This window comes from Gemmatimonadaceae bacterium, assembly GCA_037721215.1.
Classification (GTDB): domain Bacteria; phylum Gemmatimonadota; class Gemmatimonadetes; order Gemmatimonadales; family Gemmatimonadaceae; genus UBA4720.
The window spans coordinates 97,152-110,571 of record JBBJNV010000007.1 but is presented as its reverse complement, the minus strand read 5'-3'; the positions used below and the strand labels follow the sequence as shown (position 1 = coordinate 110,571).

The following is a 13,420-nucleotide window of genomic DNA, read 5'->3' as shown; positions in this document are numbered from 1 at the left end:
CGATGTTTCCTTGATTTCCGCGAGGCAGTCTCTAAATTACTTTAGCTATGGTACGAGTGTCGCGGGTTGAAGCAGGCAGTATCGCTGAAGAGATCGGAGTGGTTGCCGGCACGGAGTTCAGGTCGGTGAACGGACGCGCGTTGCTCGACTTTCTCGATTGGGAATTTCTTACAGCCGATGATGAGTTGGTCATCGAGGCCAGGCAACCGGACGGCGATGAGATCGTCTTCGAGATCGCGCGTCCGGACGGTGAATCGCTGGGCGTTGCACTCGAGCCGCCGAATGTGCGTCGGTGCGCAAATCGATGCGAGTTCTGCTTCATTGAAGGCCTGCCCCCGGGCTTGCGGCGGAATCTCTACATCCGCGACGACGATTATCGGCTCTCCTTCACGTATGGGAACTTTGCCACGCTGTCCAATGTCAAAGATCGGGACATCGCCCGAATTCTGGAGTATCGTCTCTCGCCGCTATATGTGTCTGTTCATGCGACCAACTGGGAAGCTCGCAAGGTTCTACTGAACAATCCGCGGGTGCCGAACATCGTCGAGCAGCTGACCCGCCTCGCTCGCGGCGGCATCCAGTTTCACTGTCAGATGGTTGTGGTTCCCGGTTTGAACGATGGTGCGGTTCTCGAAGAATCCCTTTCCGATTTGTGGAACCTCGGCGAGGCGGTCCTGTCCGCGGCCGTGGTGCCGGTGGGATTGACGCAGTTTTCGCATCTCTACAGCGGGCAGGGAATGGACGCCCTCAGCGCCACAACACTTCTGGAACAGGTCGGAAACTGGAGCAGGCGCGGGGAGCGGGAACGTGGAGACACCTGGGTGTTCGGATCGGACGAGCTATATCTGCTCGCTGGTCAGGAGCTTCCAGATGCAAGCCACTATGGCGAGTTCGCGCAGATTGAAAACGGAATTGGGTCGATAACGTCGCTGAGAGACCGGGTGAGGCTGGGGCTTATTGGGCTTCCGCGGCTCGATGGCGTACGGATAGGCATCGTCACCGGAATGGCGATGACGTCCATCATGCCCGGCATCGTCGAGCACCTGACTCTGGCGACGGGCGCCGCCTTCGAGATTATCGAGACCGAAAACTCGCTTTTTGGCCCGACGATCACGACCGCCGGCCTTCTCGTCGGCGCCGATATCGAGCGCGCACTTGCGTCTCGCGGTGATCTGGACATTGCGCTCATCCCCGCAGAGTCCATCAACGAGGACCGAATATTTCTCGACGACATCGTCTTCGATGAGCTCCGCAACCGGCTGCCGATGCCGGTTTTCCCTTCATACGATTTCATCGACATTTTGAGTACACAGCATCTGGCGGTCGCAGCGTGAACATTCCCGTTGTCGCGATCGTAGGCCGGCCCAACGTCGGAAAATCAGCCCTCTTCAATCGGATTGTCGGCGATTACAGCGCTATTGTCAGTGAGGAAGCCGGCACGACCCGTGACCGCCACTTCGCGCGGGCTGACTGGAACGGCCGTCAGTTCTGGCTTGTCGACACTGGCGGCCTTACCGATGATCCCCGCGTGCCGATGGATGTCGAGATCCGTCGACAGGTGATCGAAGCGATTGGGGAGGCCGACCTGATGATGCTGGTTGTCGATGCGAAAGCAGGACTGCACCCGAGCGATTCACGCGTCGTCGATCTGCTGCGGGAAGCGCAGAAGCCCTGGGTGCTTGTCGCCAACAAGGTGGACGTGCCCGAGTCGACCGACTTCTACGAGTTCTATTCACTCGGCGCTGGTGATCCAGTACCGGTTTCAGCGACTAACGGAAAGAATTCGGGAGATCTGCTCGATGTCGTTGTCGAGAGAATCCCGGAGGTCGTGGAAGAGGCGACCGAGGCGCTGAGAGTGGCTGTGATCGGGCGGCCGAACGTCGGCAAGTCATCGATCGTAAACCGCATCCTCGGAGAAGAACGGCTCGTAGTTTCCGACGTATCGGGAACGACGCGCGATGCGATCGATACGCCCATGGTATATCATGGCCGCGACATCATTTTCGTTGACACAGCGGGGCTGCGACGCCAGGCGCGCGTCGACGATGGAATCGAATTTTATTCCTCGCTCCGCTCCCGCAGAGCTATCGACCGCTCGGACATCTGCATTCTTGTGATCGATGCAACGGAAGGCCTGCATAATCAGGATCTGAAAATTGCGGCGCTGGCCTGGGAGGCAGGCCGCGGGCTGATGGTGGTCGTAAACAAGTGGGATCTCGCCGAGAAGGAGACCAATTCGGCGTTCAAGTTCCAGAAGGAGGCAGGGGAGAAAGCGCCCTTCTTCAAGTTCGTGCCTTTCATTTTCACCTCGGCCACCAGTGGCCAGCGGGTTACGAAGATTCTCGAAGTGGTGCTGCAGGTAGAGGCAGAGCGTGCGAAGCGGATATCGACTTCGCAGGTCAACACCCGTCTGGAGGAGCTCCTCGCACGACGCCAACCGCCCCAGGCGGCAGGACGGGAGGTGAAGCTAAACTACGCAACTCAGGTAGAGACGACCCCACCCGTGATCGCTGTGTTTGGAAACAATCCAGACCTTGTTCAGGAGCATTACATCCGCTACCTGCACAATGGATTTCGGGAATCGTGGGGATTCATGGGGAGTCCGCTCCGCGTCGTCATGCGGAAGAAATCAGCCTAGGTGCATCCGGCCGCAGGGGTGCTGCTCGCGTATCTGGCGGGCTCGATTCCGTTCGCCTTACTCGCCGGCAAAATGCGCGGGCTCGATTTGAGAGAGCACGGCTCCGGAAACCTCGGTGCAACAAATGCCGTCCGCGTTCTGGGACCGGCGATCGGAGGTGTTGTGTATCTTGGCGACACGTTGAAGGGATTGCTGCCAGTGTTGCTGTTGCCGCCGGTCACGCGCGCTGCCCGTCCGGATCTATGGGCAATAGCGTTCGGGGTAGCGGCAATTGCCGGTCACGTCTTTCCCCTATTCCTGCTTGGCAAGCGAGGAGGGAAGGGGGTTGCAACGGGTGGTGGCGTGTTCTTCGGACTGGCATGGCTCGCTGGTTTGATCGCGCTTGGCGTTTTTCTTGTGACGCTGGCGTTAACCAGGATTGTCAGTGTTGCATCGATTGCAGCAGCGCTCGCGCTTCCGCTGGCCGTTCTCGCCTGGCGCGGCGTCGCGAGTCCGCTTTTTTCTGTGAGTCTGGCAATCGGCCTGCTGGTAGTTTATGCGCACCGTACAAACATCGCGCGCCTGCGCCGTGGCGAAGAGCCGCGAATTCGTAGCGGTGCCGGAAAAGGCGCGGGCACCACATAGTGCGGTGCGCCATGATCGGGGCGGGAGCCTGGGGCACGGCGCTGGCCGATCTTCTTTCGCGCAACGGGCATGAAGTTCGGATCTGGGCGTATGAATGGGATGTTGTCGAAACGATAAATCGGTCCCACCAGAACCGGCGTTTCCTGCCTGGCTGCCAGCTCTCCGATACACTCCGGGCCTGCAATGAATTGAGCGAAACGCTTGAGGGTGCAGAGCTGATAGCGGTTGCGACTCCCTCACACGTCACACGGGAGATTTTGAAAAATGCGAGCGAGTTCATCAGCACCACGACACCACTGGTGCTGGCGTCAAAGGGAATCGAACAGGACACGCTATCTCTGATGACGGACATTGCTGCGCAGGAACTGGGGGGTACACGTGTGGTGGCCCTCTCAGGGCCGAGCTTCGCCGCCGAAGTGGCGGCCCGCCAACCCACTGCGGTCGTGGTTGCGGCGACCGATCCTGCCGATGCCCTGCTGATGCAGACTGTATTCAGCTCGACGCAATTCAGGGCTTACACTCACACCGATGTGACCGGCGTTGAGGTTGGAGGGTCACTCAAGAACGTGATGGCTGTGGCAACGGGCATTGCCGATGGTCTCGGATTGGGATTCAACGCCCGCGCGGCCCTGATCACACGGGGCCTCGCGGAAATGACCCGGCTCGGCGTCAGACTTGGCGCGGAAGCGTCGACATTTGCCGGTCTTGCGGGTCTTGGCGATCTGGTTCTGACCTGCACCGGGTCGCTGAGCCGTAACAGAAGTGTCGGTGTCGAAATAGGGCGAGGGGCGCCACTGGAGAAAATACTTGCCGGAAGGGATACCGTCGCTGAGGGAGTGATGACAACGCGAAGTGCGCACGCGTTAGCCACGCGCGAGGGGGTTGCGATGCCGATCGTGGATGCTGTGTACCGGGTATTGTTTCAGGCTGACCAGCCGCGGGATGCGATACACTCGTTGATGACCCGCGAGCTCCGGACGGAAGCTGATTGATGCCCGCCGCTGAACCGGTGCGCGAGTTTTTCTCGATGGGGGACGTTTGTAATCTGACCGATCTCAAACCCCATGTGCTTCGCTACTGGGAGAGCCAGTTCAGATTCCTGCACCCCGCCAAGAACCGCTCGGGGAACCGTGTTTACCAGCGCCGGGAGATCGAGCTGATCATGCTCGTGCGGCAGCTTCTGTACACTGAGAAATACACGATCGACGGCGCTCGCCAGAAGATCGATGAGTATCGCAAGAGCGGGGAGCTGCGCACCGTTGCTCGCTCCGCGCTGGATGCTCAGACAATCGAGTCAATGGAAGCGGAGCTCAAGGAAATTGCCGCGATCCTCGACGGAGAAGAAATCCCGGAATGAGTCGCCGGATCGTGGTTATAGTGCCCGCATACAATGCCGAGAAAACGCTGGTAACTGTTGTGCGCGGGCTCAGGAAGGCACTACCGACCGCGTTCATTGTAGGTGTGGATGACGGCTCCGATGATGGTACGGCAGCGCTGCTGCGTTCCGTGTGTGACCGCGCGATTCGATTTGAGCAGAATCGGGGGAAGGGCGCTGCGTTGCGCGCAGGCATCGCGGTTGCGCTGGAGAACGATTGCGATGCCGTACTTTCGATCGATTCGGATGGCCAGCACGATCCCGCTTTTTCTCGGTCGCTGGTATCGGCCCTGGGCCAATACCACATCGCGATCGGAACGCGCGACCTCCAGGGTGAGCAGATGCCGAGGCGCCGGAGATTTGCGAACTTTCTGTCGACGGTGGCGACCCGCTTTGTGTCAGGCGGCGCAGTCGGCGACAGCCAATCCGGGTTCCGCGCCTTCCGGCGCGAGGTCATTGAGGAAATACAGGGCGTCGGTGACCGCTATGAATACGAAACTGATTTCATCATCCGTGCGGCTCGCGCAGGGTTCACCATTACGAACGTGCCTATTTCGACCATCTACGGACCGCCAAGTTATTTTCGCGAGTTTCGCGACGCCTTGCTCGTTATCCGCGTACTCGTGCGTCATCTTGGCGGCGCCTTGCGCAAGTACACGCCGCGGAGCGTCTCTTCAATCACGGACATGAAGTAATGCGTTTGCTCTGCACCAATGATGATGGAATCCTCGCCAAGGGTCTCGAATGCCTCATCGCGGCAGCAGAACCGCTTGGCGAAGTGTCTGTCGTGGCTCCAGACCGGGAGCAGAGCGCAACCAGCCACTCGCTGACATTGCATCATCCCGTGCGCCCGGTTTCCCGCGGCGAGCGTCGCTGGCAGGTCGACGGCACTCCCACCGATTGCGTGATGCTGGCAGTGGCAGCGCTGATGCCGGAGCGTCCCGATTTTGTGTTGAGCGGCATCAATCATGGCCAGAATATGGGCGAGGATGTTCTCTACTCGGGAACTGTTGCAGCAGCCATGGAGGGAATCTCCATTGGCATCCCTTCGATCGCGATCTCGTTTGCCGGCGGAGATTTGCGAGCGGACGTTTCAATGCTCGACGACCAGATCGGACCGCTTACTGCGTTACTCAAGCACCTCGTGACACTGCCGGATTTTCCTCGGGACACGCTGTTGAACGTGAACCTGCCGCCGCGCCGGGGAAGTGACATCGCGGGAGTACGACTTACGCGCCTTGGGCGGCGTGTGTATTCCGATTCGATAAGGAAGATGGAAGACCCATGGGGCCGGCCGATCTACTGGATTGGCGGAGGATCAATCGAGTGGTCCGGCCCCGAGAATTCCGACTTCCGCGCAATTGAAGAGGGTTACATATCGGTTACGCCGCTGCATCTCGACCTGACACATCACGCGATTCTCGACACGCCGGGAAGCTGGTGGCGCGACCAGTAGAACCTCAGGAGTACAGGGGCGCAAGGCGGCGGCTGGTGGAGTTGCTGCAGTCGCAGGGGATTCGCGACCTGTCGGTGCTGCACGCGATTGACGGCGTTGCCAGGCATCCGTTTGTGCCGACCGGCGTGCGTCACCGCGCATACGAGGATTCCGCGTTGCCCATCGGCAACGGTCAGACCATCTCGCAACCGTCTATTCACGCGCGCTACCTCGAGCTGCTGCGGTTGAAGGGCACTGAAAAAGTGCTTGAAGTGGGCACTGGCTCGGGCTATCAGACCGCGCTGCTTTCACGGCTCGCATCGCAGGTTTTCACGATCGAGCGAATAGCGCCGTTGCTCGACAAGGCGCGGGAAGTTCTGAGTCAGCTGGGTGCGAACAATATTTCGTTCATGCTCGGGGATGGCACGCTTGGCTGGAGACAGTTCGCTCCTTTCGATGCGATTCTGGTAGGTGCAGCTGCTCCTGAGGTTCCGGCGGCGTACACCGAGCAGCTCGCGGAAGGGGGCAGGCTGCTGATTCCGCTCGGTCAGCGGGATGAGCAGATTCTGAACCTGTTTACCCGAGTGGGTGATGAGCTCGAGAGAGAGGATATTGCGCCCGTGCGATTCGTGCCTCTGGTTGGAAAGCACGGATGGGAAGAATAGCGACATGGGTTTACGCCTGCATCCACCCTTTTTCGGCGGCGAAATCGATCTCATCGACCGATATCTCGACTCGCTTCCGTCGATCGATGATTTCCTCGAGGATCGGGCTGCCGCGGGCCAGTTCGCCCTTGAGCCGGAGCTCAATGCCGAGCTGGAGCTGGACGCTGACGGATGGGCGCTTGCTTCGTGGCAGTCATACGACTGGAGCGATGTCGCCCAGCTTGGAGCGCCGCAGGACGAGGCCGATGCAGAAGCGGCGTGGATTGCGACAGACTGGACTCCGGTAAGCAGCGAGGCGCACGATGCCTGGGGATTTCGCGGTACGCTCGGTACCAATCATCCAACCGCCGACGAAGTGGCGTTCGCCCTCGACGCTATCGCGCGGAAGATACGATCGGGAGAGCTGTCGATCGACCAGTTCAGAGGCACGCCACCGGAGGCTGCGGTTGCGGCGGCACTCGCGGCGATGCTCGAGCTTTGGCGCTGAAGGATGTCGGAGGCGCATATACGTGTGTCGGGGAGGGTCCAGGGAGTGGGATTTCGATGGTTCGTGCGAGTTGCGGCGCGGCGGCTCAGTCTCGCTGGCTGGGTGACCAACAGGCCCGACGGCAGTGTCGAAATTGCCGCGAGCGGGGGCGAGGAGAGTCTGGCACAGTTTCGGAGGGCGGTTCAGAGCGGCCCTGATGGTGCCCACGTTGTTTCTGTTGTCGACCTCGCACCGGTGACGGGGGAGCTGGAGTTTCCCTTCGCGATGCGAAAATGACGACCAGATTGCGTTATGGGCGACGACTCTTGCGGCGCGTGCGCGGAATTTCGCGAAGGGACCGTTTAAGATTGAGAGTTGTTCAGAACAATCGAGCCCTCGTAGCTCAGGTGGATAGAGCAGCGGTTTCCTAAACCGTTGGCCGGGCGTTCGAGTCGCCCCGAGGGCATTTCCCGAAGACGTTTCAGGCACTCGTGGTACCGCTCCGGAGCTCAGGTCTGGCTCGTGAAGTTGAGACACCGACGGCGCTCCGATATGTTCCTTGGAGCCAATGACAGCCGTGATTGAGCCGAGTGCAAAGACTTTTGAAGTTTCGGGCGCCGGCGCGGTCTCCCGAATGATCGCAAGTTCCCGACAAAAACCTCAGATAACGCGACGATGACCGAACCTGCAACTCCATATAAAACCCGCTCCAGCAGCACCGAGTCGATGAGCGATTGGCTTCAGCTCCACAACAAGCGGCTAACCCTGGGCGCGGTCGTCCTCATCGCCGCAACCGGCGGATTGTGGTTTTATAACCGCTCTCAGGATCTGAAGCACGAGCGGGCTGAGCGTGCCTATTATTCCGCCCAGCGATCCGTTTCTTCCGGCAATCTGCCCCTGGCCGAGTCTGACCTGAAAAAAATGGTCACGCGCTATGAGGGAAGTGATGGGGCAATCCAGGGCCGGCTCCTCCTCACCCGGGTGCTCTACGAACAGGGCAAGTACCAGGAAGGCGTCAATCAGCTGCGCGAGGCGGCGGACGGTGCGAGCGGGTCGAAAGAGTTTGGCGCCTCGGTTCACCTTGTGATGGCGGCGGGCTACGAACAGCTTAAGAAGTACGCGGAGGCTGGCGCTGCATATGAGAAGGCGGCAACGGCGGCTCGGTTCGATGCCGACCGACACCGGTATCAATCCTTTGCCGCGCGGTCGTATCAGCTTGCCGGGAAACCAGCCGATGCCAAGCGTTTGTGGACGCCGCTGGCGGAGGATTCAAAAAGCGTCGTGGCTGGCGAAGCGCGCGTTCGCCTCGGCGAGATGTCGGCAACTCCGCAGCCGAGGAGCTGACGCCAGTAAGCCGACGGGAATCCGCCACCCCTTCACAAACCGGGGGCGGGTTAGTACGTATAATATATGTTATGTAAACTCCAACTGATGATGGAATGTGGAGAACCGCCATCCTTCGGTTATTTGTTCCGCTTATAACTCGTTCGTTCTGTTTGTGTTACGACATGCGGCGTCGAAAACGCTTTAGCTGTGTGGCAAGTCAGATGACTCGTCGACACGTCTTCGGCACGAACCACCGCCGGCTTCGCTCGCTGTTGGCAGGATCCTATGGCCAAGCGCATCGCGGCACCTACATCGGTTCGTCGGCCGACGGCCCGTAGATACCCGGCAACGCAATGTCGTTCAGCCTCAGGTACACGGTTAACTGACCCCGATGGTGGATCATATGGTTCATCACGAAACCTCTCAGAACCGCGATCCTTGGCATTGCGAAGATGACATTGCCACCGTTCTTGAGCGCCCACGTCTCCATCAATGTGGCGTCCGACGCCCCCTCGATCGCCTCCCTGGCAGCCGTTCTGCTGCGCTCGAAGCCAGCGACAAGCTCCTCCGTCGTATCCGCCTTCGCACGCTCGAACTTCGCTCCGCCTGCAGGATTGAAGTCCAGCTCCGGCTGAGTAATCGTCATTGTTGCATAACCAGGCAACTCGGCGACATGAAGTGCCAGCTGGCCAAGGCTGAATGACTTTGGATGGGGTTTCCAGGAGGCATTATGCATCGGCACCCGCTCAAGAATCCGGCGAGTGTTTTCCATCTCGTGATCGAACTCACCCAGCAATGTCTGGTTGATCATTATCCAGCATCTCCACTGTCTGAAGTGTGTGACCCCGGGGTACGGCTGGTCTCGAATCCCTCCCGCAGCTGTCCCGCGAAAACGATATCGGCGCTTCCACGAAGAGACGGATACCATGATCCTTCGTCCCGGCGTATCGTCACAGCGAGCATTCGCCCCGAGCGCGTCTCGAGCGTAACAGGTGACGATGCCATTCCCCATTCGGTGAGGAGAATAGCCGCGGCGACAGCGCCAGTGCCGCATGCGAGCGTCTCTCCCTCAACGCCGCGCTCGTAGGTTCTCATCCTCCAACTGCCGCCCGGAGACGAAGCGACAAAATTCACGTTAGCACCGTCCCGAAGCGAAGAATCTCGCCGGATTTGCGACCCCCGTCCACGCACATCCACGGCGTCCAGATCGTCCACTACGATTACCACATGGGGAACGCCCGCCCGCGCAAATCCCATCGCTGATTCAGCCGGCCGGCGTTCGATCCTCGTAACTATCCCGTTCACTTCGGTGACCGGGGCGAGGTCGATCTCTGGCAGCCCATCCACCATGCGCGCGTTCACCACCCCGGAGTCCGTCTCGATCGCGAGCTCAGCGCCGACAACCATCCCCTGCTCGTGTGCCAGTCTCGTGGCACATAGCGTCGCATTCCCGCACAGTTCGCCGAGCGAGCCGTCGCTGTTGTAGTAGCGAATAGCGATAGTGTTGCTGGACTTTCCCCGCAGAAATACAACGCCGTCCGCGCCCACGCCCGTGCCGCGCGCACAAAGCGCACGCACGGCAACAGATGTTTCGAGTCCGTCTACGCTGCCCGGACGGGCCTCCAGGAACACAAAATCATTCCCGGATCCACTCATTTTGAAAAAATCGCGACCGCTCACATCAGCATCTTTGCCCAGGCGGGGCGCGCTGCTCATACCCGGCCCGCGATCGACCACCACCTGAGGCGCCACACCATCAGGACGGCCTCACGGACAATCTGTTTGGACATCTTGCTTGATCCTTCAGTCCGGTCGACGAAGACGATCGGGATTTCGACAATGCGGAATTTCTTTTTCCAGACCCTGAACGTCATTTCGATCTGAAAGGCATAACCATTTGATTTCACGGCAGTTAGGTCGATTGCCTCAAGGACTTTCCGCCGGAAGCATTTGAAACCACCGGTGGCATCGAAGATCTGAAGCCCCGTCACCCGCCTTGCATAAATGTTGGCTGAATAGCTGAGAAACAGCCGGCTCATGGGCCAGTTCACTACATTGACCTGCCCATTCTGATATCGCGATCCAATCACCAGATCAGCACTCTCGATGGCTTTGAGGAACAGCGGAATCATCTCGGGCGCATGAGAAAAGTCTGCGTCCATCTCGAACACCAGCTGGTAGTCGCGCTCCAACGCCCACTTGAACCCGGTCAGGTATGCCGTTCCCAGTCCCATCTTTCCAGCGCGATGAAGACAGTGTACTCGCGGTTCGGAGGCGGCAACTGAATCGACGATCGCGCCGGTCCCGTCGGGAGATCCGTCGTCAACGACAAGGATATCGATCGAAGCATTCTGGGACAGCACCGCCGGAATCAAACGCGCGATATTGTCCTTTTCATTGTATGTGGGGACTATCACCAGCGCTCGTTCAGCCACGCTTCCTCCGTTCTGCCACGACGCCTGCAACGGTCAACGCCAGCGCCAACGCGAGAGCCACGAATGTAATCAGCTTTCCGCGCTCGTAGGGTTCGCTATGAAATGCCAGGTCTACACTTGTTGCGCCGACAGGCAGTTGAACGCCCATCAGTGAATAGTCAGCGCGGCCGACCACAGCGGGTTTTCCATCGGCGGTAGCCCGCCATCCAGGGTAGTAATTCTCGGATATCATGAGTGCAGCGCCTGCGGGCGCCGGTGCAGAAAGCCGAATTGACGCCTTTCCGGGGGCGTAACTAGTGACCGTGGTGGAGATTGGCAGCGGTTCAGGTAGCGCCGCCAGGTTCGCTACCGCCGTGACAGGCACATCGGGCCCGAAAAGGGCCGCGCGTCTGACATCGAAGCGAGGGTCGAGTATCGTCTGGCCTACCGCTTCATCTTCCGCCTTGACGATCACGGGAGTGACCCAGGCATATGGGTTTTCTCCCGGAAGCCGATAGAGGAATACGGTCACGCCGGCCGCATCTGTCACCGGTCCCACCACCAGCTGCGCACCCGGGACCTGTGATCCCACATCCGGCACGTTGGTAAGGAGGAATCGCACGTTGAGAAGCTTCCAGACGTTCGGATTGAGAACCTGCTGATATCCCTGATCCTTCTGCAACAGCTCGTTGTAACGCCCGAGCTGATTGCCATGATAGCCGAGCACTGTTCGGATATCGTGGATCATCAATCCGTCTCCAATCAGGTTGGGGTCTCGGCCCGACCGAACGAATTCAACGGCTAGCACACGTACCGGCTGGCGCTCTGACTTGATATGGTCGATCGCAGGATCGGTGGCGTAGACAGTGGCGGCGGGCTGAGAAAAAATCCAGTAGTGCCGCATCACGGTCCACAGATCCACTGCAACCAGTGCCACGAACGCCCACCCTGCAACTCGTACCGAGAACTTTCCCCGCTTGAAGTAGAGTATTAGCGCGACGGCGGCTACCACGAATGCAAACGATCGCCATGCTCCCAGGATCATCTGCAGTGAGTTCGCGTCGACGCTATCGACAGCCGCATCGGGGGCCAGCGTTTGCGCGATTGCCGTCAGTGCGCCGGTCGAGCCGAGCAGGACGACCAGTCCTGAAAAGACGAGCCAGCCGACTGCGTAGCGGCGGCTCACTTCCCCGCTCAGAATTCTTTCAACCCCCGCTGCGGAGAGAAAAGCCAGAGCGAGGGTCCCAACGAAGAAGACTGTCTCAGGGGCGCGGAAATATCTGGTGCCCGGCACCAGCGCATACGGAATGCGGTAAAACGGGGTGTCGCCACCGAATGCCCAAAGCGTCGAGATGACAAAAGTCAGCCCCCAGAACAGGAGCTGACCCCTGGCCGGGTCGCGGCGGTATTTCGAGAAGGCCGCGCCGGCAACGACGAGCACTACCACCCCGATGTAGTCGCTGTGAAAATGAATACCGTTCTCGCCCCAGTAGGCATCGAGCATACCCGTGAACTGCGGCAGGTACGCATCAAAGATTTCCTTCAGTGGCCACGCATAAGACGTTGCGGTGGAATAGTCTGAGATGCCGCCGGCTCGTGGAGACCAGGCGACGTACTCTCTCACCGGGAGATATTGAATTGCCCCCATCGCCATGCCGAGGATCACCGCTCCCAGCGCCCGTGCGAGCCTGACGAACGCATCTCTTCGCTCCAGTGACCCCCGTTTCACCGTCGATACAGCGAGGAAAATTGAGTAGGCGCCTGCCGCGAGAAGGAGGTACTGGAGCAACTGCGGGTGCGGGCTGAGCACGGCAAGGCCGATGACAACCGCCAGCACTCCCCAGCTCCATTTCATTCCATCGCGAAGTCCGCGGGTAAGCATCCACAGGGAGAGGGGCAACAGTGCGCTTACATAGAGCTTGCCGTCATGGCCGGGCGAAACCAGTGAGGCGAGTTGACCGCTCATCATGTAGGCGATACCGCCAAACAGCGAACCGAAAAATCCGAATCCGCTTACGCGCAGGAAGTGGTAAGTGAAAAGGCCCGCGAGAAACATGTGGATGATGAATGACCACGTCATGGCAACGTCGGTTGGCATCAACATCCGCAACAAAAAAGTCGGGTAAAAAATGTCGCCGTGCATTGCCGCAACGAATGGGAGGCCGCCGAACAGATACGGGTTCCACAGCGGGAACTGCCCCAGTGCCTGCAGCGTGCTCGCTCCAAACTCGCGGAACGCGTAGCCGGCAATGAACTGGTCGCTGTGCGGCCCGGCCAGAAATTTCCCCCCGAGTGCAGGATAGGCCAGCACCATCGTGCAGACGGCGTAGGTCAGCGCTGCCCAGATCCCGCCCCACCGAGGCTCCGCCGTGCCGGCGGCGTTCACGTCAGAACGCGAAGGTGGCTTGCGAGCCGATGACGATGAAGGGCTATCCTGCGCGATAGTCGCACTGCCGCCGGTAGTTTCTGCCATTATA

Annotated in this window: 15 protein-coding genes and 1 tRNA gene; 12 read left to right on the top strand and 4 right to left on the bottom strand. The window is 59.5% G+C overall.

Features of this window, described 5'->3' with window-relative positions:
- Positions 1-47 precede the first annotated feature (47 nt).
- The 12 genes from WKF55_05275 to WKF55_05220 all read left to right on the top strand — a co-directional run bounded on the left by WKF55_05275 (position 48) and on the right by WKF55_05220 (position 8,547).
- A complete protein-coding gene (locus WKF55_05275; GenBank protein ID MEJ7758986.1) occupies positions 48-1,334 on the top strand; it encodes a DUF512 domain-containing protein in 1,287 nt (428 codons plus the stop codon).
- On the top strand, positions 1,331-2,638 hold the full coding sequence (gene der, locus WKF55_05270; GenBank protein MEJ7758985.1) for a ribosome biogenesis GTPase Der: 1,308 nt from the start codon (positions 1,331-1,333) through the stop codon (positions 2,636-2,638). The genes WKF55_05275 and der overlap by 4 nt, the downstream gene beginning before the upstream one ends.
- On the top strand, positions 2,639-3,262 hold the full coding sequence (gene plsY / locus WKF55_05265) for a glycerol-3-phosphate 1-O-acyltransferase PlsY (protein MEJ7758984.1): 624 nt from the start codon (positions 2,639-2,641) through the stop codon (positions 3,260-3,262).
- An 11-nt stretch (positions 3,263-3,273) separates the two neighbouring features.
- Positions 3,274-4,254, top strand: coding sequence for an NAD(P)H-dependent glycerol-3-phosphate dehydrogenase (locus WKF55_05260; GenBank protein MEJ7758983.1), 981 nt, complete (start codon positions 3,274-3,276; stop codon positions 4,252-4,254).
- On the top strand, positions 4,254-4,619 hold the full coding sequence (locus WKF55_05255) for a MerR family transcriptional regulator (protein MEJ7758982.1): 366 nt from the start codon (positions 4,254-4,256) through the stop codon (positions 4,617-4,619). Before WKF55_05260 ends, WKF55_05255 begins: the two co-directional genes overlap by 1 nt.
- Positions 4,616-5,332, top strand: coding sequence for a glycosyltransferase family 2 protein (locus WKF55_05250; protein ID MEJ7758981.1), 717 nt, complete (start codon positions 4,616-4,618; stop codon positions 5,330-5,332). The genes WKF55_05255 and WKF55_05250 overlap by 4 nt, the downstream gene beginning before the upstream one ends.
- Positions 5,332-6,093: a 5'/3'-nucleotidase SurE gene (gene surE / locus WKF55_05245; protein MEJ7758980.1), complete on the top strand. Its 762-nt coding sequence runs from the start codon at positions 5,332-5,334 to the stop codon at positions 6,091-6,093. The genes WKF55_05250 and surE overlap by 1 nt, the downstream gene beginning before the upstream one ends.
- Positions 6,078-6,737, top strand: coding sequence for a protein-L-isoaspartate(D-aspartate) O-methyltransferase (locus WKF55_05240; GenBank protein ID MEJ7758979.1), 660 nt, complete (start codon positions 6,078-6,080; stop codon positions 6,735-6,737). Before surE ends, WKF55_05240 begins: the two co-directional genes overlap by 16 nt.
- A gap of 4 nt (positions 6,738-6,741) precedes the next feature.
- Positions 6,742-7,224 carry a hypothetical protein gene (locus WKF55_05235; GenBank protein ID MEJ7758978.1) on the top strand — a complete coding sequence of 161 codons (483 nt, stop codon included), beginning with the start codon at positions 6,742-6,744 and terminating at the stop codon, positions 7,222-7,224.
- Between the two features lie 3 nt (positions 7,225-7,227).
- Complete coding sequence (locus WKF55_05230; protein MEJ7758977.1) at positions 7,228-7,500, top strand: acylphosphatase; 273 nt, start codon at positions 7,228-7,230, stop codon at positions 7,498-7,500.
- A 95-nt stretch (positions 7,501-7,595) separates the two neighbouring features.
- Positions 7,596-7,669: transfer RNA gene (locus WKF55_05225), tRNA-Arg, on the top strand.
- 209 nt (positions 7,670-7,878) lie between these two features.
- On the top strand, positions 7,879-8,547 hold the full coding sequence (locus tag WKF55_05220; protein MEJ7758976.1) for a tetratricopeptide repeat protein: 669 nt from the start codon (positions 7,879-7,881) through the stop codon (positions 8,545-8,547).
- 289 nt (positions 8,548-8,836) lie between these two features.
- Here the strand turns inward: WKF55_05220 and WKF55_05215 are convergent, their stop codons facing one another.
- The 4 genes from WKF55_05215 to WKF55_05200 are packed head-to-tail and all read right to left on the bottom strand — an operon-like array spanning position 8,837 to position 13,416.
- The gene (locus WKF55_05215; GenBank protein MEJ7758975.1) at positions 8,837-9,340 is read right to left on the bottom strand and encodes a DinB family protein; all 504 of its coding nucleotides are present in this window, start codon (positions 9,338-9,340) and stop codon (positions 8,837-8,839) included.
- On the bottom strand, positions 9,340-10,185 hold the full coding sequence (gene dapF / locus WKF55_05210; protein ID MEJ7758974.1) for a diaminopimelate epimerase: 846 nt from the start codon (positions 10,183-10,185) through the stop codon (positions 9,340-9,342). The genes WKF55_05215 and dapF overlap by 1 nt, the downstream gene beginning before the upstream one ends.
- Positions 10,186-10,241: 56 nt before the next feature.
- Positions 10,242-10,964 (bottom strand): polyprenol monophosphomannose synthase, encoded by a 723-nt coding sequence (locus tag WKF55_05205; protein MEJ7758973.1) that lies wholly within the window; start codon positions 10,962-10,964, stop codon positions 10,242-10,244.
- Entirely contained in the window at positions 10,957-13,416 is a 2,460-nt protein-coding gene (locus WKF55_05200; GenBank protein MEJ7758972.1) for a hypothetical protein, read from the bottom strand. The genes WKF55_05205 and WKF55_05200 overlap by 8 nt, the downstream gene beginning before the upstream one ends.
- Positions 13,417-13,420: the final 4 nt, after the last annotated feature.

Excerpts from the sequence above, each read along its gene's own strand:
- WKF55_05275 (MEJ7758986.1), top strand. The coding sequence starts at position 48 with ATGGTACGAGTGTCGCGGGTTGAAGCAGGCAGTATCGCTGAAGAGATC.
- WKF55_05260 (MEJ7758983.1), top strand. The coding sequence starts at position 3,274 with ATGATCGGGGCGGGAGCCTGGGGCACGGCGCTGGCCGATCTTCTTTCG.
- WKF55_05255 (MEJ7758982.1), top strand. The coding sequence starts at position 4,254 with ATGCCCGCCGCTGAACCGGTGCGCGAGTTTTTCTCGATGGGGGACGTT.
- WKF55_05250 (MEJ7758981.1), top strand. The coding sequence starts at position 4,616 with ATGAGTCGCCGGATCGTGGTTATAGTGCCCGCATACAATGCCGAGAAA.
- surE (MEJ7758980.1), top strand. The coding sequence starts at position 5,332 with ATGCGTTTGCTCTGCACCAATGATGATGGAATCCTCGCCAAGGGTCTC.
- WKF55_05235 (MEJ7758978.1), top strand. The coding sequence starts at position 6,742 with ATGGGTTTACGCCTGCATCCACCCTTTTTCGGCGGCGAAATCGATCTC.
- WKF55_05230 (MEJ7758977.1), top strand. The coding sequence starts at position 7,228 with ATGTCGGAGGCGCATATACGTGTGTCGGGGAGGGTCCAGGGAGTGGGA.
- WKF55_05220 (MEJ7758976.1), top strand. The coding sequence starts at position 7,879 with ATGACCGAACCTGCAACTCCATATAAAACCCGCTCCAGCAGCACCGAG.
- WKF55_05215 (MEJ7758975.1), bottom strand. The coding sequence starts at position 9,340 with ATGATCAACCAGACATTGCTGGGTGAGTTCGATCACGAGATGGAAAAC.
- dapF (MEJ7758974.1), bottom strand. The coding sequence starts at position 10,185 with ATGAGTGGATCCGGGAATGATTTTGTGTTCCTGGAGGCCCGTCCGGGC.
- WKF55_05200 (MEJ7758972.1), bottom strand. The coding sequence starts at position 13,416 with ATGGCAGAAACTACCGGCGGCAGTGCGACTATCGCGCAGGATAGCCCT.